At 32.9% G+C, this 18,962-nt stretch carries 15 protein-coding genes and 1 pseudogene; all 16 read left to right on the top strand.

Annotated elements, in window-relative coordinates:
* Positions 1 to 18 precede the first annotated feature (18 nt).
* The 16 genes and pseudogenes from ACQ9BO_RS13545 (at position 19) to ACQ9BO_RS13470 (ending at position 18,957) form a co-directional block, all read left to right on the top strand.
* Positions 19 to 471: a CHAP domain-containing protein gene (locus ACQ9BO_RS13545; protein WP_431241145.1), complete on the top strand. Its 453-nt coding sequence runs from the start codon at positions 19 to 21 to the stop codon at positions 469 to 471.
* Between the two features lie 45 nt (positions 472 to 516).
* A complete protein-coding gene (locus ACQ9BO_RS13540) occupies positions 517 to 999 on the top strand; it encodes a hypothetical protein (protein WP_431241144.1) in 483 nt (160 codons plus the stop codon).
* A gap of 26 nt (positions 1,000 to 1,025) precedes the next feature.
* Complete coding sequence (locus tag ACQ9BO_RS13535; RefSeq protein WP_431241143.1) at positions 1,026 to 1,607, top strand: hypothetical protein; 582 nt, start codon at positions 1,026 to 1,028, stop codon at positions 1,605 to 1,607.
* Positions 1,608 to 1,879: 272 nt separating this feature from the next.
* On the top strand, positions 1,880 to 3,214 hold the full coding sequence (locus ACQ9BO_RS13530; RefSeq protein ID WP_431241142.1) for a hypothetical protein: 1,335 nt from the start codon (positions 1,880 to 1,882) through the stop codon (positions 3,212 to 3,214).
* Positions 3,214 to 4,917, top strand: a complete 1,704-nt coding sequence (locus tag ACQ9BO_RS13525; protein ID WP_431241141.1) for a hypothetical protein — start codon at positions 3,214 to 3,216, stop codon at positions 4,915 to 4,917. Before ACQ9BO_RS13530 ends, ACQ9BO_RS13525 begins: the two co-directional genes overlap by 1 nt.
* Positions 4,917 to 5,243 carry a hypothetical protein gene (locus ACQ9BO_RS13520; RefSeq protein WP_431241140.1) on the top strand — a complete coding sequence of 109 codons (327 nt, stop codon included), beginning with the start codon at positions 4,917 to 4,919 and terminating at the stop codon, positions 5,241 to 5,243. The genes ACQ9BO_RS13525 and ACQ9BO_RS13520 overlap by 1 nt, the downstream gene beginning before the upstream one ends.
* Positions 5,206 to 6,573 carry a hypothetical protein gene (locus tag ACQ9BO_RS13515; protein ID WP_431241139.1) on the top strand — a complete coding sequence of 456 codons (1,368 nt, stop codon included), beginning with the start codon at positions 5,206 to 5,208 and terminating at the stop codon, positions 6,571 to 6,573. The genes ACQ9BO_RS13520 and ACQ9BO_RS13515 overlap by 38 nt, the downstream gene beginning before the upstream one ends.
* Before the next feature lie 11 nt (positions 6,574 to 6,584).
* A complete protein-coding gene (locus ACQ9BO_RS13510; protein ID WP_431241138.1) occupies positions 6,585 to 7,013 on the top strand; it encodes a hypothetical protein in 429 nt (142 codons plus the stop codon).
* A gap of 261 nt (positions 7,014 to 7,274) precedes the next feature.
* Positions 7,275 to 7,391: pseudogene (locus tag ACQ9BO_RS13505) on the top strand (transposase); the annotation flags it as partial.
* Between the two features lie 267 nt (positions 7,392 to 7,658).
* Entirely contained in the window at positions 7,659 to 9,098 is a 1,440-nt protein-coding gene (locus ACQ9BO_RS13500) for a hypothetical protein (protein WP_431241137.1), read from the top strand.
* A 288-nt stretch (positions 9,099 to 9,386) separates the two neighbouring features.
* Positions 9,387 to 9,611: a hypothetical protein gene (locus ACQ9BO_RS13495; RefSeq protein ID WP_431241136.1), complete on the top strand. Its 225-nt coding sequence runs from the start codon at positions 9,387 to 9,389 to the stop codon at positions 9,609 to 9,611.
* Positions 9,612 to 9,866: 255 nt separating this feature from the next.
* A complete protein-coding gene (locus ACQ9BO_RS13490) occupies positions 9,867 to 11,009 on the top strand; it encodes a hypothetical protein (RefSeq protein ID WP_431241135.1) in 1,143 nt (380 codons plus the stop codon).
* 502 nt (positions 11,010 to 11,511) lie between these two features.
* A complete protein-coding gene (locus tag ACQ9BO_RS13485) occupies positions 11,512 to 12,696 on the top strand; it encodes a hypothetical protein (protein WP_431241134.1) in 1,185 nt (394 codons plus the stop codon).
* A 56-nt stretch (positions 12,697 to 12,752) separates the two neighbouring features.
* Positions 12,753 to 15,056 carry a hypothetical protein gene (locus tag ACQ9BO_RS13480; protein ID WP_431241133.1) on the top strand — a complete coding sequence of 768 codons (2,304 nt, stop codon included), beginning with the start codon at positions 12,753 to 12,755 and terminating at the stop codon, positions 15,054 to 15,056.
* Positions 15,038 to 16,000: a hypothetical protein gene (locus ACQ9BO_RS13475; RefSeq protein WP_431241132.1), complete on the top strand. Its 963-nt coding sequence runs from the start codon at positions 15,038 to 15,040 to the stop codon at positions 15,998 to 16,000. Before ACQ9BO_RS13480 ends, ACQ9BO_RS13475 begins: the two co-directional genes overlap by 19 nt.
* Before the next feature lie 107 nt (positions 16,001 to 16,107).
* Positions 16,108 to 18,957, top strand: a complete 2,850-nt coding sequence (locus ACQ9BO_RS13470; RefSeq protein WP_431241131.1) for a hypothetical protein — start codon at positions 16,108 to 16,110, stop codon at positions 18,955 to 18,957.
* Positions 18,958 to 18,962: the final 5 nt, after the last annotated feature.

Here is an 18,962-nt window from a genome sequence, read left to right as displayed (position 1 = left end):
GTTAAACGGAAAAAGCTCATGACACTAGCTCAAAAAACGATCGAAATCGCAACGGCACAAATTGGTGTCGAAGAAATTCCTAGAAACAGCAACTCAGGTCCTGAAGTTGAAATTTATTTAAGAAGCGTCGGACTTGGAAAAGGATATGCCTGGTGCATGGCTTTTGTTTACTGGTGCACGCAGAATGCTTCACAGCAAATTAATGCTAAAAATCCTTTAAAGAAAACTGGCGGTGTTTTGGACCAATACAATTCAAGACCACTTTTGGCAAAAAAGACACCTCAACCCGGAGATGTTTTTATTCTGGATTTCAATAACGGGACAGGTCATGCCGGATTTGTCGAGAAAATTGCTGGAAACACGATTTATACCATTGAAGGAAACACCAATGATTCTGGCGGACGAGAAGGTTATAAAGTAGCCAGAAGAAAACGAGATATAAAAAGCGTGAAAAGCTTTTTACGACTGTAAAACAAAAACTTATAAACCAATTTTAATTATGACTAAAAAACTAAAATGTCTTGTTTTTCTCTTTTCATTATCCTGATTATGATTTCATGCCGAAGTCCGAAACCAGTGCAAAATGAAAACAAAACTCAGACTATTACCATTACCGAAACGTTACACGATACAATCTTTAAAATCGCAAAAGACAGCAGTTCCTACCATGCATTGTTAGAATGCCTTAACGGAAAAGTAATCCTTAAAAATGTTATTCAGGCCGAACCAGGGCGTACATTAAAAAGCCCAAAGGTTCGACTTGATAACAATAAACTCCAAGTTGACTGCAATCTGAAAGAACAGGAACTCTATGCGCATTGGAAATCGAAACAAGTTAAAGATGTCCAAGAGAAAACGATCACGATTACCAAGTTTGTGAACTATCTAACTTTTTGGCAAAAAGTTCAGATTTGGCTGGGAAGATTACTGCTTCTTATTCTCCTTTTTTTAATTGGAAGATTCATCTACAAAATCTATAAACCACTCTGGTTTAAATAAAAATTTTTATTAATAATACTTAAAATATGTCCGCAAAATCCCATTTTTTTATAGAGTCGGGAGGTTTTCCCGCGCAGTTGCCCGGCCAAGGTTTTGGACCTCAATCTGAAACTGTTTTCAACCTGACTTCTAGATTTTCTTTAGGCGCTCCCAAAAAGGCTTATTCAATTTGTAAAGGAATTGTTTTGGTTCAGCCTCAAACTGGCAATGATGATAAAGTGAATCTAATTCTTCGTCCTTACAATCAGCCTTTCCCTGGATTGAATATCAAATATTTCGTTTACAGAGGTTTACAGAAAAGTGATTTTTTTACAACTGATTCCGAGCCATTAATTATTCCCAAAAACAATTCTACTTCTGATTTCATCAATAAGATAAACGACGATTTTAAAGCATTCTATGAAGGGCAAAAACAAGCTGATGGAACTCCTATTGATATTCCTTTTAAAGCCGAATTTATAGCTTACGAAAAACCTGTCGCAAATCCCGATCCAAATGATCTTGCTCTACTATTAGCAACTCCACTATCTGATTTCTTTTTAAAGAATCAAAGTTTGAAACAAAAGATAATACTGAAGAAGAACAGCATCCTTTTGAATTACCTCTAATCGATATTGGAAAATCATTAGGGAATTTTGCCGAAGGCGAATGCGGAATTGATGTTGTTCTAAATTACGGCGATTATAAACACGATTTTGATAATTCTGAATTTGCTTTTAATTTAGAATACGCCCGCAAACCTTTTGCAAAAATTACTGTAACTGGTGACACTCCCTTTAAGCAAAAACTAGAGCGCGAGCAAAGCACTCAATTTATTGATATTGCCGCGTTTTATGGTTCGCATGTTGAAAATGGAGTTGTTACGGCAACTGCTTCTGGAGTGAAAACTGAGAAAAAAGGAAACGTAATTTTCAGTGATCTTCTAAATAATTTCTGGACCAAAAACAATTGGTACATCTACATTCAAAGTGATCGTACTCGTAGTTATGACTTCTACGGAAACTATAAAATTGGTGAAGGCGTTGAAAACCTAAAAACTGGATTGTTAAAAGATACCGCTACAAACCAAGTTCCCATGACCGCTGTAACGTATGGAACTTCTGGATGGCCAGTTTTAATTAATACACAAAACCAAGCCAATATTGTTACGACAAATAACTTGTACCTGCAATTTACAACTGACAACAATAACAACACTGCTTTTTACGGACAGCTTGCAAAAGTTGCCAATGCACAAAAAGACAATTTTATTAATGCCGATGGTTTGCGATTGCCTCCTGATGAAGAAGGAAATTACAGTACGTTGACCTCAACAGTGCAATTGACAACTCCAGCTGTGGCGGGCGAAAATATTGTCGCATTGAGTCTTTTGATTTATCAGGGAAAAATTAATACTTATGAAATTCGTGCCGAAGAAGATGAAAACGGAGATCCTATAGCCGTAAATGGTGTTGCAAACTTTTTTGATAATGTTTTTAATTTAATAAAAGCTAGTCCATTATTGAATTTAGGCAGTGATAACAGTTACTCCAGAATGACTTCTGAAAAACTGAATCTTATCAATGAGTTTTACGATAAAAAACAGCAGGGAATTTCAATTGTTCAAACGCTTACTGTAAACGATGTTATTGAAACCGGAATTGAAGAAACACCAACTGTTGCGCGTGTGACTTATCTAACAGAAGCTGTTGATGTTATGAATAATGCTGTTTCTGCAACTGGAAGTACAACGTCAACAACTAATACATCTGCTTCAGCAAGTGGTGCAGTTGGCAATAGCAAAACGTACCAGTTGCCTGATCCTTACTATTACAGTTTGCAACCATTTACGGATAGTACTGAAACTATCACTGGACTTAAACTAAAAACTTTAGATGGCTCTACTCCTAATAAAATTATTTTGGGATTGACTAAAGAGGAAAATGAGACTATCAAAGATTTGATTTCTACTAATATGAAAAATCCTCGCTTGTTCTTGATTGATCTTTTTGAGGATGGGAATGAATTTATTTCTCCAGAAGATGTTAAATATCAAAAATACAGAGTTGCTATTGTAGTGGAAGATGAAGATGGTAATAACAAGCTCAAAGAGCCTGACAACCCTGTTTTTGTTTATTCACTTGATAAGAGATATCATTTTAGTAAAGGGTATAGTGATTATGTTAAAGAGGATTTGAGAAAAGAATTAATGTTAGATTTAGACCTATCAATATAATGGAACAGGCGGCAATATTAAAATCAGGGGAAGTTGTCAAATTAACTGGACTAATTAACCCAAAATATACTATATACGGTTTTTTAAATTCGTTTGAAGTAGTCATTAATGGAGTAACTAAAATATATAAAGAAACACTAAAAGAGGATTTTAGAGATGATGATCTTTTTGGACAGATAGATAAAGATGTAATTGGTGGATTTTATGAACAAGATTTTTTTCTAGAATATCTTACAGATAAAAATAAGCTTAACCAATTAAAAGATCATAAATATCCTTTTAAATCAGCATCTGCTAATGATGAAATAATTGTAAAAAAATTAAAAGTTTTAAGTCCATATACTGATTTCTGTAAAATTGAAACTTATAAATGGACTTATCAACCAAATATTCCAATCGTAGATTACGGAACTTGGCAAATTAAAATTCCAACTGGAGTTCTTCCAAATCCTCTAGAAGGAGTAAATATTCAATTGAACCCAACAGCCATGCAATTTTATAATCATAAAATTGGGTTATTTGTCACTCCACTTACAGATCAAAATGATAAACAAGCAAAAGCTTTTTTAATTGCAAAAATTGCGATTCTTATTAATTCCATACAGCTAAATCTATTTTCGCAATTTTTAACAGAACCTGAATTTCAAACATATTTAAGCCATCAAACTTTTGAATGGACCAACAGCCCAATATTTGACAATCCTAGTGTGGAAATATTGGAAGACTATTTAAGGAATTTGCATTCTTATTACAAAAGTTTTTATGCAAATCAAATTTTAGTTAAAAATTCTTCGACAAAAGATAAATTTTATTGGCTAGCAACAGTTTTATCTGCCGAAGCACTAGCAACTGTGCCTGCTATTGATAAATTTGAGTTGCTTTACAATTTAAGTAAGCAGAATGTAACATTAAACGAACGGAATGGCGGTGAAGCATTAGCACTTAAATTAATTGAGTCATTTACTTTTCCTTCAGTTTCTTCTTCTGATAGAAATGACCTATTAAAAGATTTGGTAAATTTTCATGAATACATAACATTACAAGGAGGAAATGGACCACATCCTGTAGAATCAAAAACTACACTTTTTGAAATTCTATATAAAGATATTGATGATGACAGGTATTCCAGATATACGTTTGGATTTTGGAATTCATATAATAATAGAATGAAGTATATTATATTATTATACAAAACGTGGTATTTCTCAACATACAATCCTATATATCCTGATCCTTCTTATACTAAACAACTAAATGCTTGTAATGTATATGAAGAATCTTATTATATGAAATTAATAGATAACCCAGACCCAACTAACAGCATAAAAGTTCCTAAATATTACAATAACATTACTGCCCCACCTTTCATTATTTATGAAACCGTTACAGGAAAGCGTGATGGAGCAAAAATTGAAACTTCAACTGATTATAGCTACAAAATAGTTGGCAAATCAATTGAAGTACATCAATTTAAGATTGAATCACGAAAGGGATTCGATGATCACTATTTAGGTTCGGAACTTTATGGCACGTACGAATTTCTACAACCCATTACTGTAATGGGGCTCAAACCTGATTTAGATTTAGTTGAAACGTTTAAAGGTGGAGAAAACTTAGGTGACCAAAAGATTCACTTAATACCGGCTTTCTTATTGCTTTATATGGAAGATTATAGCAACTTAAAAAAATCGATTTTGGGGTAATGCTTACAGCCGAAATTGCTTTAAACCTTACAGGTATAGGTGCCTTAGCAGATTTACAATACTTAGGATATCTTTCTAGAATGAGATTTTTACAAACGGCAGAATCTGTTTTAGCATCAGATGCTGTTTTAAGTTGGAATGCAGTAAGTGGAGTTGTAAGTGCTGTTGAATTTACAGCCGTTAATGCAATGGCTTTAAATAATTATACAATTCACACAACTAACGATTCTGCAACAAAAAAGCCGCACAGAAAGCCAATGAATTTCTTTTTGGGTTACAATATTTTCAATGTCGGGAAGATCATATCTACAATCAAAAGTTATTGATTCTGCTTTTGAATTAAATAGTACTGTGAAACAATTTAATGATGATGGCATTTCAATTTATAGACCAGAAATGACACCAAGTCAAATCCAGCAACTTGATCAAGCACTCTTTGTTGTCAAAGATATAGCAGGAAGTAAAGAATTAGTTGTAAATACAATGATTCAAAAACTAGAATCTTATGGTAACGATGCATCTGAAATTCTGCAAAAATATAGACAAATTGACAACAGTGCCGAAAAATATGCTTTTTATGTTGATCTAGGCTTCTTTGAAGATCCTGCAATTAGAAAACTGTTCAATGCTAATCAAGGCAAAGCAATTGACAATTGGAGGTTATGTTACGCTAATGGAATTACAGTAGAAAGAAAGAGTCTCAGTTTCCTAACCAATGAGAAATATGCTAAAGATTTAGTAAAGCTCTATGAAGATACAAATATTCGTAACACCTTAGAGCCATTTGAAATTACTAAGAAGCAAAAATTTCTAGATACTTATGGAAATATTAGTGATCCAGATTTTGCTAAAATGAAGGCTAATACTAATTTTGTAAATGAATGGGAAAGGTATTATGATGATTTAATTACAAGAACTAATTTTAATTCATTAAACCAAACAAAACAAATTGAATTCTTAGAAAGATATGGTGCATCTGAGGCTATGTATCTACGTGTCAAAAACAACCCTGATATAATATTATCTTTCAGTAAATATGCTCAAAGACCTGAATTAATATCAAATATTCAACTTTATTCTGCTGATATTAAAAATGAAATTATTTTCTTTGAAAGATTTAGTTCAAAAAATGAAGAATGGTTTAATATATTTAAAAATGATCCTTTAGAAATTACATATGAGATAAATTATTGTGAGGAAAGATTAGTTAAAACATTTAATCATTTTAAATATGAAAAATTAATTTCAAGAGATGAAATAGTTTTTAATATTTTAACAGATACAGGAATTGATACATCCTGGGCAAATAATTCAAAAATTATTTCAGGAGAATTGAGTTTTGATATAAATACTTCACAACTTAAACAAAATGGATATAATGTTAAAGGACTTGGTCAAAAATGGGTAGATGATACTTTCGAAATATTTGATGATAGAATAAATTCGGTAAAAGCTGAATGGACAGAAAACATTAATTATCCAGGCGGAGAATCTCTTGGATATAAGGAATTTATCAATGTTTATGAGAATACTTATGATCAAATAGAAGCTGTAAAGGCTACTACATTTTATAAGACAATGAGTAGCCGAAAATTCATAAATATTAAAGATATTTTAATAAACCAAGGCTATATAAAAGTAATATTAACAAAATAAAAATGTTTAAAATGAAAAGTTATTTAATATTTAATCTAAATAATAAATTTATTTCATCTCGAAATACAAATCTCTTACATGATTTTTTCACTCAATTCAATATTTCTGAATCTTTAAAAAACAGTATTTTAGTAAGAGTTAATGCAGAAATGAATTTTGAACTTAGTGTTTCTGAATTACAACAATTGGAACTTGCCGCCTCAGAAAAAATAGATGAATTAGTTGCAGACGCAAACTTTGACCCTTTTAAAGAAAGATTGAGAAGATTATATCCTCTTCAATATAGTGCTGATCCATTTATTTGGAAAGGTCTAACTTATTATTTATATATTAAGACAAACCTCATTGATAGTCAAATATCGGAAATACGAAGCTTTTTAGCTCATATTAAAGAATTTACAAATCAAAATCAACCTATGAAATATACTTTTAAAAATTAAAATCCAACGATAGCGCGGATTTGTAATCCGTGCCCGCAAAGTGATTCCCCGCTGGCGCGAGCGTCCCGCTCCCCGGCTAGCGCGACCCGATCGCACAGATTTACCTCCGCAACGATAGCGCGGATTTGCAATCCGTGCCCGCAAAGATTGGTGAGTATCGTTTGAAAAAAATGCCCCGATCGCGCAGATTTAGCCCCTCGCTAGCGCGAGCGTCCCGCTCGTGAACGCAAAGTATTTCTTATATTAGCTCAAAAATAATAAATGAGCAGAAAATACAAATTTGGAGATAAAACTGGAGCTTACTTTATAAGTTTTGCTACGGTATACTGGATAGATGTTTTTACAAGAGAAGAGTATTTTGGAAGCATTGTAGAATCTCCATGCTGGCACGAGCATCCCGCAAGTGAACGCAAAATTGTCTTATCTTAAAATAGATAAACGTAAAAACCATAAAAACAACTCAAAGACAAAAAATCTTTGAGTTGTTTTAAACCTAATATTTCTCTCAAGAGAAAGACATTCAACAAAACTCAAAAATCTTATCAAAAAGCCCAATTTGGAAACTAAAACTTATAGTTTCCCTGCTCTGCTATTGGCTTTTTTAACTACGCTTCTTCCTTTTAAACCCAACAAATTAATTAAAATATGAGTACAGACCACAACAGAATAAAAGTGGCTGATTTAGAAAAAAATCAGCCAAATAAAATTTTAAAAACCAACCAAAATGGTGAATTAGAGTTTAGCGACGCTACTATTCAAGTAGAAAACTATAACGCTCTAGATTATACAACCGAAGGAAAAGCATTAGATGCAAGACAAGGAAAAGTCTTAAAAGAGATGATCGATAATATCAAATCTCCCAACAATTTATCTACAACCGAAGTTTTAAACCTAGTAAAAGACAATAAATTAATTCCAGGTGATTATTATCTGATAAATGATTTTCAAACTATCTATACTATTAATGGTTCAGATTCTACACCTCCAACTTATCCAAGATTAATAACTTCCTATGTTTCAGGATATGCAACTTTAGATGCAGGATATGATTATGTATTGATTGTTGGTAAACAGGTTAAAATTACAAAACTTCCCACAGGATATTCCGGATCATTACAAATTGGTCAAACCACAACTATATCAGAAGTAGCTTCGAACTATTATTTTAAGTTTGCAAATGGCATGCAAAATTTAATGGGATTAGAATTTAGTTATACTACTCCAAGATATTCAAATGGAATCCCAGATAATTTAGTAGTAAACGATTCAAATGGCAAGCCTGTAATTCGCCCTGGCGGAGTTTTAAATATAGAAGTACATAATAATACTCCATACATGAATATGACTGCCACCGAAAACTTGGGAGTCCCAATGGAATCAATTATGTTGAAAGCTAAATCAACTAATGAGTTTGAATTAGAAGGAAAATCTGTTACGTATACTGATGATGTTATAGAATATCAATTACCAACCGACGGAGACATAGCGGTAAAAGGAAAAATTTTAAGACGTTATAATAATGCATTAAATATTGATATAAGAGACGACTGGAGAGTAAAAAGATACAGAAGATGGAAAATTGATTCAGCTTCAATTTTAAAAGTTTTAAATCAAGATCAAGCAGTTACTTCATTAACAGGTTTCAATGGAGTTTATCAATTTACTGCAACAAAATCATCAAGCGCAACCCCAGATCGATTTTATATTGCAAGTGATTTGGATTCAAAATCTATAACCTTAGATGAATTTACCAGGGTTACTAATTTTACTTTGGCAACATTATCCTATACTAGCGCTAAAGATTATCCTATTTTCAGTTTAGATTCTAGCCATAATCCGGTCAATGTTTCTCGAATGAAAGTTTCAGGGTATTTTGGAAATACTGTAATACAGCGCAATTTAGGGGAATTAAATTTTAGTACCAATATAGATGTCGAAGTACTATCAAATAGCACTTTTGTCTGTTCATTTGTTTCAGAAGGTAAATTTATAAAGATATATGATAGTTTATTTTTGGACACGTTACAAATTGCGAGCATATTCAACAGCAATGATGATGATATCCTCTTCCAAATTTTTATCTAATGTCCTAATCGGCAACCCTAATATGCTTTTTTCACAAATTCGATAATAGCTGTTAATACAAATAATTATAGTGGTGCACCGTTTCCTAATGTAAGATGGATTTGGATTGAATTAGCTACAAATACCGAAATTGAGAACAGTCTAATAGGAGGTAGTCAAACAAATTTTCGTTTTAAAAATTCTCATTTATTAGATTCCACATTATTTGTTTACAATAGCATGTCAGGAGAATCAAATAGCGGTATTTTTCAACATAAATTAATTTTTGATAATTGCTTTATGAAATATATGTCAATTTTTAATAGAGCAAAATTATCAAGTACAATTTTTGATTCGATTATAAGTAATCCCGAATATATCCCGGCAAATACACAAAAAAGAAATTTATATGTAAATTCTACAGATTTATCTCAAATTAAAATAAAATTCAACAAATATAGCAGGAAACTATATTACGAATACAGAGACGCTTCTGATGCCTTAGTGATTAACACATATTCTTTGCCATCGTAAAAAATATTATTTTTTGTAAGAAGACAACCAGATTTAATAATTATTGCTTTTCCAAGTCAAACTTATCTACTACACTTCATGCCTTCATTCTACAAAACAGTAAAATGAAAACCCTATTGTGACGCCACTAACACAATTTTTAAACAATAATTTTTTAGGTATTTCTAATATCAACCTAAAATAATTACGGTTAGCCCTTGAAATAACTGAATACAAGCCTGTAAATTTTATAAACCCGTAAATAATTAATTAAAAATGAGTACAAATCACAACAGAATCAGAGTGGCAGACTTAGAAACAAATGAGCCAAACAAAATTTTAAAAACAAATGCGAAAGGTGAGCTAGAATTTAGCAATGCAAGTAATCTTCAAGTCGAAAGTTATAACGCACTTGACTGTACGGCAGAAGGCAAAGTATTAGATGCTAGACAAGGAAAAGTCCTAAAGGATATGATTGATAATAAAACCATAAATCTTGCGTCTGACGGAGAAACTCAGATTAACACTGCTATTTCTGAAGACAATAAAGTAATTAGCCGTTCTAAGCTTTTCAATTGGTGGACATGGATTAAGTCGCAGGCTCAAACCATTTCTGGAGCCTGGAATTTCACTAATAAAGTTACACTGGCAACCGGAACAAGTACAACACCTCCTTTAATTATACCTAATGGTGATTTGACAAACGCACAACAAAATGGTGCTATTGAAAGAGATTCAAACGGCCAACTCTGGGAAACTCACAATAATGTAAGATCACGATTGATAACAACATCCGATGGACTAATTTTAATTCCATATAAATCGCCTAATACTATACAAACCAATATATCTGGTACAATATCAGCTACATCTCAATCAATTTCAAATAGTACGGCAGTTGGAAATATTAAAAATTTTTCAATATTAAGATTAAATATTTGTACTGAAGTTTATTTCCTACCTAATAGCCCATCATTAGGTACAATTGAGCCCATAACTGCTAAAACAGAAATTTATTTACGAATTAACAATGGTCTTTTTGCTACTAATTATTCTGGAATTTCTCCGACAAATCAAGTTAAAATAATTGAGCTTTTTGGACTAAAGAATAATGGATTGAAAAATTATCAAAGCCCATTTTTAACTGACATACAAAATTCTGATCCTTTATTAGCCCAATGGTCTACCTTAAGATTTTTGACTCAAAATATCACTGATGGTATTACCACCAATGGAGAAGCCAAATACTACTTGCGAGATGCTCAAAATACTAGAACATTTGGAGCTTCTGAAGCTTCTTTTAGTTTTGTTATTGTAAATACTGTTACCTATTCAGATTCTAATAATATCAATGGGCAAAATATATCAAAAACAACCCGTTCTAATAATTATTCTATTTTTCTAGAAACTATAAGATAGACAATAGATTTAATAACCTAAACTATTTAAAAATCAAAAAAGAAACTAAAATAAAAGTTTCTTTTTTGATTTAATTTCTAACATCTAAATAGCAAACAAAAAAAATCTTAATTGAGTTTGTATGAATCTTTTCTTACTCTCACTAAAACTTTAAATAGTAAGTTTCTTCAAAAATTTTATTCTCTTCTTCCAAAATTATTTTTTACCCCTCATTCACTCTCTTTACAACTCTGTAAAGCACCAGAACATCAATGTTAAACTGCTAAGCGACTCTTTTTAAGCTTCAATTTTAGACACATCTTTACACTGTCAAAAGAAAAAAAGAGATTTTAAGCCGCTTAAAACTTAAGTCTTTTGAAAAATTGCAAAGCAAATCAATTGCTAAAACTGCTTGAAAAAACCCCTAAAATATGCATTTACACCTCAAAAATTGGTTAGACCTAACTACAATTTAATCATTCCGAATACGAACAAAAATTAAAGTCAAAAACAAAATTAGAATATGCCAACTAATCCAATTCCTGCGGTTCCAATTCCTACCGCCAGATATTACCCTCGACTGTCTGAGGTGATTACTGTAGATGATTTGCCTGAGTTTTTATCGTTTGTCGAAAATGGACTGAACTCCATTTTTGATAAAATTCATTATAAAAACCTGCAATATTCAAAAGGATATCGAGGCGATTCGGCTTTTTACAGCCTTGATATCGTAACAAGTAGTCCTCTTGCACTTGAGCTACCATTTGATCTCAAACTTGTCCTCAATCCAGATTTAAAAGATGGAGATCAGTCAATTTCTTCATTTCCTATTACACTGGAATATCAATGGGAAATTTTAGCCTTCTTAAAAACATTCAGTTCCAGCAGTTTTTCTTTTTCTATAAAAGATTTTTATTCCGTGGGATTACAGGTTTTCCGTATCAGCGAAGAACAGGTAATTGCTCACATGATGAATATTTTTGTTGAAGCTCAAGAAGGCAAAACAAAATACGAACAGCTTTTAGCTGATATTAATTCCTTGAAAGAACTCCAGGACAATCCCACTTTTGAAGAATTAGGATTTGCTGAAGATGTAGATCAATCGATTGACAGCATTCTTGCATTAATCAAGAGCAATAGCGCAATTACAAAATCGATTCCGTTATTATTATTTGGAATTTATATAGCCAGAGAAGGTTATAGTTTAAACGAAATCAAACAAAAACTGCAAGAATTCTACAATATTGTAGCTCCAGACGGAATTGAAGCTCACATCAAGAGAATCATTACGCCAAAAGCCAAAGCAACTTTAGAATTAAGTGCAGGTATTGAATTCCCTCACAGCATTCTAAAACCCGTTAATCCTGATGGTTCTGCTTTTTCTAATCAAGCAACTAAGTCTACTTTCGTATTTGCGAAGGCACAATTATACGCTGATACAGAAGCTGGAATTGGATATCAGGCAGAATTAGGCGGTTCATTAACACCTCCTAATGCGATGATTGGTAATACAGGTTTAATGCTTGAATTAGACACTTTAAAAGTCGATTTAAGCAAGAAAACCAATATCCCAGAAGCTGATGCAGATGGGCGTCCGAATGATTTCGTTGGCGTTTATGCTCGCGCCGCTTCTGTTACATTGCCTTCAAAATGGTTTCATAAACCAAAAAAGAAGGAGAAGAAGAAACAAATAACAAGCCGACGCTAAAAATCGGTGCATCCAATTTATTAGTGGGCTCAGGCGGTCTTTCTGGAAATATCTATTTGGAAACTGTTCCTGAACCAAAAAATGGCTCGTTCACTTATTTTAATGACAAATTCGATTTCTACTACCCTATTACAATGTTTGAAAAAGACGAAGTAAATGGTGTTGTAAATGAAAAAGAAATTGCTGATTATCCCGCCCTATTGGTCTATTTACAAAAATTATATACGGCCAAGTTGCCTTATACATTTAAATTTCCATTAGCATTAAAAACAAAAGCTGAATTAAATTCTTCAACAATATATGCTGGCACAGATTACTCTTTCGAAAATGCTTTAGATTATCAGACATTTTTATCTGAACTAGAAGAAAACATGCTTTGGAAAACTATTGGTTCTGAGGAAAAAGGTTTCAAAGTAGGTTTCAACAAATTTGATATTACTTTCAAACAAAACAAAGTTGTTAATTCTAACATTAAAGGTTCTTTAGAAATTCCAAAACTTCAAGGAGAGGATCAAAAACCATTAAAAGTTGGTATTGAAGGGCATTTATTCGACGATGGTGATTTCAACCTTACAGCTTCTTTCAATAAAGACAATAAACCAAAAGCCAATTTATTCAATCTAGTAAACCTTGATTTTCACAGTTTAGAGCTTGGAAAACAAGATGAGGATTATTATTTAGGAACCTCTTGTTATGTTTCTTTTCAAGATTCTTTAATGGGAAATCTATTAAAAGGAAAAGGTTTTGAAGTTGAAAAACTGCGCGTTTACAGCGATGGAAATATTGAAGTTGAAGGAGGATCTATTCCTATTCCTGTCAGCCTTTCGGTTAATTTAGGTCCGGTTCAGATGGCGGTTACGAATATCAATTTTGGTTCAACCCAATTTAACGGCCGTAAGTATAATTTCTGGGGATTTGATGGTGCAATCAGTGTCAATCCGCTTGGAGTTGATGCTCGTGGTGAAGGGGTTAAATTTTATTACAGCACCGAAGGCGATGGCGATTCTTTCTTAAGAATCCAAACTATCGAAGTCGATTTAATTATTCCAGGAACTGCTACAGAGGCTTCGGCTATGGCTATTATTCATGGTATGATTTCGCTTCCTGAACCAGGAAAATCTAAAGAATTTACCGGTGAGGTTTCATTAAAACTTCCAAAAGCAAAAATTTCAGGAAGTGTCGGCATGAGTTTTATGCCAAAATATCCAGCTTTCTTAATTGATGCAAGTATTGAGTTGCCTGTTCCTATTCCGCTTGGATTTTTAGCTATTAATGCCTTTAGAGGTCTATTAGGATTTAGATATGTCGCCACCAAAGAAGCTGTCGGACTTACAAAAGACGATTCTTGGTATGAGTATTATAAACATCCAAAACCGGGTATCAATCTTAAAAAATTCAGCGGACCGCCAGATTCAATGCAGTACAATACTCCATTTTCTATTGGTGCTGGAGCCACTTTTGGAACTGTTGCTGATGGCGGACATGTATTGTCTTTGAGAGCTATGCTTTTATTGTCTCTACCTACTCTATTTTATATTGAAGCAGGACTGAATGTTATTTCAGGAAGATTAGGTCTTATTGAAGATGATCCTAGCAATCCGCCATTCTTTGCTATGGTTGCCTTTGGTGATGATTCTTTAGAATTAGCGACCGGAGCAGATTTCAGCATTCCAAAAGATGGTGGTCAGATATTTAAACTTACTGCACTATTAGAAGCTGGATTTTTCTTTAAAAATCAGAAACCTTGGTATGTTAATTTCGGAACAAAAGATAAACCAATCACAGCAGAGGTTTTAACCTTATTTACCGCAAAATCTTTTATCATGCTTTCTGCTCAAGGAATTGAAGCCGGAGCACGATTAGATTTTAAACTGGAGCAGAGTTTTGGTCCAGCCAAAGTCAAATTATGGGCTTATCTGGAAATGGGTGGGAAAATCTCATTCAAACGCCCTCAAATGGGTGGTTATATTACAGCAGGCGGAGGAATTCAAATCAAGCTTTTAATCATTAATGTCGAAATCGCTTTAAATACCATATTCTCCGTAGAATCATTTAAGCCTTTCTTGATTTATGCCAAATTAGAATTGAGCGTTCGCGTAAAAATTGGTATAATTAAATTACGTAAAAACTTTACTATCGAACTGCAATGGGATCTCAACCGAGTTATTGACCGTACGCCATACAGTCCGCTTCCAAAAGGAACTGTTGGAGATGGTGAAGATGACAGAACCTTAGAAAATGTCAAAGGGGTTCATATGTTGACTAATCAGGCATTTGCTTTGGATTATTTCAAATCGGCTGGAGAAAAAATTATGATCCAGAAAAATTTGATAGTCAAGGAATGCCTAAACATCAGCTGATTACTACAATTATCCCTTTAGATACTTATATCGATATTAAAATGGCTAAAGGATTAATACCTAATGCCGAATTATCTAAAAAAGTGGGTGGATATACTGGTGAAGCTAAAAACTACACCGATATGATGCCTCCTGAAGGAACATCCAAAGCGGGTCGAAAATTGCGTCAGGTTAAACACGAATACGGAATCAAATCAATCAATTTGAAATCTTGGAATGGCTCTGAATGGGCAGATTATAATCCTTTTGAAGCCGTTGTAAAAGATATTGAAAGAAATGAGGAATTAAAGAAATTGCCTTGGGCACATTGGCAAAAAGCAATTGACCAATATGATTCTATTCGAGTATTGGCGACAAATCCGTTTTCGTTTTTAAGTGCGGCAGAACCTGGATGGCATGTTCCTGAACAATTGGGAATTACGTCTACAAAATTGTTCTGCGCGGCAACTGAAACCGAAAAACAGCATATGAATTTCCTTAACAAACAAATTGGAACTCGCTATTATGTACCAATGCAGTACGAAGCTGACAAAATCAATGGATTGTTTTTCAAACTTATTGGAGAACTTCCAGTAATTGTTGACAACTATAAGCTTGAAGGTGGCGATTTCATGAGTATCACAACTGATGAAAATACTTTTGGTTATAACCGATCATTGTCTTTTAGAAATGACAACGAATTGGAAATTATTTTCCCTGAATCAGCAATTGATCCAGAATTAAATTTAACAACTCAGGCAAAAGAAGTAAAAGTTACTGCTTATACAGCGACTTTTGAAGATGCTGATAAATTAGTATCATATGCGCCTGTAAACTTTAGTAAAACTAAGACAGGTGGTCTGTTTTCTGACGAACAAACTTATACGAAAGCAGAACTTTTAAGTGCGATTACCTTATATACTGAAGAAATTGATAGTCAGAAGAAAAAATCGATAAAATTGTAATTAGTCCACTTTCAGCAAAAGCAAAACGCATTAAAGAAATCAGAAACGAAATTGCGTCATTATTTGATGATACTTATGGTGATTTAACAGGAGAAACTGAAATTACATTGACAGATCCTGTAAAAATTGCTACATACAATTCGCTTATGGCTGACTTGGCAATCCTGAAATTGGACGCTGGAAATGAAAATGCTAATTCTGGAGGCAATCCTAATGCATTGACTTTTACGCATTATTATGGCTATAATGGAAGCGCATTATATGATTTTGATCAGGTAATCAAATTTAATGATTCGTATGTAATTACATTCCATCCAAAAGAGAATGCTAAAACTACCATTCTGTTGCAAGTCAATTCTGATGGTACTATTATTAGAGAGCGTCTGATTAACGGAATTGTAACTTCTCTTCAAGTTGTAAATGATAATTTAATTGTAACTCAAGCTCTGAATGCAGAACAATGCAAAGGAATTGGAGAAGCAACAATCGATCTTGACTTTATTGTAGGATGTCTCTCTCCTATTGATTCAACAGCAATTATTGAAATGGATGAAGAATTAAATCCGATTTTAGGGACACAATATTCGAATACCTATTCTTTAGGTTTCAACAAAATATTGCCATTAGCAAATAGTGACCTTCTTTGGATTAACAATATAGCATCAAATGAAACGCAAATTAGTTGGATTAAAGGAAGCGACCGAACTGTAGTTTATCGTTCTAAAATTAACTCAGAAGTAATTAGAGTTCTTCAGCATAATGAGAATGAATTTAGTTTGATTACGAAGGATAAAAAGCTTATCCGTTTAAATATCGACAATGCGTCAAAAGTAATTTCAGCAACAGATACAAAAATAATTTCTTCAGCAGAAGTAGCTGAGATTGTCGATGCCATAATCGCGAATAACAAAACATTGCTCTCAGTAAAATTATCGAATGGCAAATTTGCCCTGGCACAAATTGATGGAAACACTCTTTCATTAGTAAAAAATGACAGCATTTTCGATTCGGCAGTGTATTTATCAAATCAAACATTAAATGATTATTCGGTTGTGGCTTATAATACGCATTATTTGTTTGTATTGAATGAGACTTTAACCCAAGCAAGATTAATTAAGAGAGAAACAAATGTTGCTGATGCTTCAATCATTCATATTCAAAATGAACCGTCTGTAAATGAAATTTTGATGCTTTCCAGCAAACCAAAAGAAAAAGGCGTTTATTTCTCATTATTTAGCGATGCATTTGATAACTGTTCTTTGCATCCTGCCGAACAGGTTTCTGTAATTTCTACAACAACTGCTTTAACAAGCGGAAGTGTCAATTATACAGCATTGGATTTAATCAATGGTTTAGATTTTAGAAGAAATCTAAAAGAATCTAAAATCATTTCAACTGATGCTATCATTTGCTCAAGTTTAGAAAATGCAGAAGATCCGGAACTTGATTATACGACTTATATTCAGAGTATAGATTGGTTTAGCAAAGAAGAGTATTATCATAATAAAACCATTTTGGATATTCCTGCTGTAGAAGAACAGTATCAAGCGATGAAAAATGCTATTCAGACAACAGTACAGCCAATCTGGAGACCAAATACAACGTATTGTTTGGATTTTACTCTAACAGATACAGTTGACGATAATAAAAAGAATCCTGTAGAATTTAAATATTATTATGGATTTAAAACGCTTGGACCAATTGGCCACTTTCCTGTTAAGGATTCTGAAGCAATTGATCCTCAAAATCCGCCGGCGAAAAACGAATTGACAGCATTATCTAAATCTCCGCTGACTTCATTAAGAAATTATCTGGATTATAATCGTTCTTATCCAAATGCAGACGGAAGTTTATTACAGTCTAAACCTTCATTTTATGGCAATGAGCAATGTGATATTTCTTTATTCTTTACAAGTACTTATACTTCTCACATGTTTAAGAATTGGGCAGAATACGAAACGGAAAGACCTGAGATTGAAGGAAAACTTAATCTTTTCATCAAAGATCCGTTGACAGATCTTCTTATTAAATATCCAATAGAACCATTGGAAGAAGGTCAAGAAGAGCCTGTTTATCCAAAATCGATAGAAAAAGATAATAGCGAAGAATGGACTGATGATAATGATCCTAGAATTCCATTAGGGGTTAGAATGCTGAACAATTTTATTGAAGATCCTTCTACAATGCGATGCATTCTAGATTTAGGACAACCTTTAAAACCAAAATCATTAAAATACAAAACAACTTTAACCAATTTAAAACCGTCTAAACTTTATACCGTTTTGGTAAACAACTTCTTTGATGGCGCTCAAATAGGAATTTCAAGCGAAAGCAAAAATATCCTCGTGCATCAATTCGGATTCCAGACTTCGCGTTACAAAAATTTTGAAGAACAAGTTCAGAGTTATTTTGTGAATGAAGAAAAAACTAAAGAAGCTTTATATGATGTGAATGTTAATCTGGATCAGGAACGTATTGATGCTCTGCATTACTTAATCGCTCCTAAAATTGATAATACTACAAATGCATTGAGCGATTCAATGGCTACAAAATATCAGCATTTATTTGATCGTGCGACTGAAGGAATCTTAAAACTGTCTCCTCTTGATCCTGCACAGGGTACTGAGATAAATAGAATTATTGATACGAATACTGGAGCAACGATAGCACTTTTAGTTCGAAACCCAGAGCCTTTTAATATTCCAAAAATGCCTTTAGAAGAAATTCAGGATAGTATTTCTGTTTTAGATGAACTAGGAAATCCAATATCTGGATACAGTGTACTGCATTCAAAAGATTACTCTCAAGCTTTGATTATGCATGACAGCAAAATCATTTCTGGAATAGAAAACTTGAAAATCAGGTTTAAATACAAAATGTGGAATAATGAAGGAAGTAGTCCTTTAACAAACATTATTGATACGCAGATACTGCCAATATACAATACAAATCTTTAAAAAAA

The organism is Flavobacterium sp. P21 (assembly GCF_050632225.1).
Classification (GTDB): Bacteria; Bacteroidota; Bacteroidia; order Flavobacteriales; family Flavobacteriaceae; genus Flavobacterium.
The sequence above is the reverse complement of the archived record's forward strand: the minus strand, read 5'-3'. Positions and strand labels throughout refer to the sequence as shown.

Excerpts from the sequence above, each read along its gene's own strand:
- ACQ9BO_RS13545 (WP_431241145.1), top strand. The coding sequence starts at position 19 with ATGACACTAGCTCAAAAAACGATCGAAATCGCAACGGCACAAATTGGT.
- ACQ9BO_RS13540 (WP_431241144.1), top strand. The coding sequence starts at position 517 with ATGTCTTGTTTTTCTCTTTTCATTATCCTGATTATGATTTCATGCCGA.
- ACQ9BO_RS13535 (WP_431241143.1), top strand. The coding sequence starts at position 1,026 with ATGTCCGCAAAATCCCATTTTTTTATAGAGTCGGGAGGTTTTCCCGCG.
- ACQ9BO_RS13525 (WP_431241141.1), top strand. The coding sequence starts at position 3,214 with ATGGAACAGGCGGCAATATTAAAATCAGGGGAAGTTGTCAAATTAACT.
- ACQ9BO_RS13520 (WP_431241140.1), top strand. The coding sequence starts at position 4,917 with ATGCTTACAGCCGAAATTGCTTTAAACCTTACAGGTATAGGTGCCTTA.
- ACQ9BO_RS13515 (WP_431241139.1), top strand. The coding sequence starts at position 5,206 with ATGTCGGGAAGATCATATCTACAATCAAAAGTTATTGATTCTGCTTTT.
- ACQ9BO_RS13510 (WP_431241138.1), top strand. The coding sequence starts at position 6,585 with ATGAAAAGTTATTTAATATTTAATCTAAATAATAAATTTATTTCATCT.
- ACQ9BO_RS13500 (WP_431241137.1), top strand. The coding sequence starts at position 7,659 with ATGAGTACAGACCACAACAGAATAAAAGTGGCTGATTTAGAAAAAAAT.
- ACQ9BO_RS13495 (WP_431241136.1), top strand. The coding sequence starts at position 9,387 with ATGTCAATTTTTAATAGAGCAAAATTATCAAGTACAATTTTTGATTCG.
- ACQ9BO_RS13490 (WP_431241135.1), top strand. The coding sequence starts at position 9,867 with ATGAGTACAAATCACAACAGAATCAGAGTGGCAGACTTAGAAACAAAT.
- ACQ9BO_RS13485 (WP_431241134.1), top strand. The coding sequence starts at position 11,512 with ATGCCAACTAATCCAATTCCTGCGGTTCCAATTCCTACCGCCAGATAT.
- ACQ9BO_RS13475 (WP_431241132.1), top strand. The coding sequence starts at position 15,038 with ATGCCTAAACATCAGCTGATTACTACAATTATCCCTTTAGATACTTAT.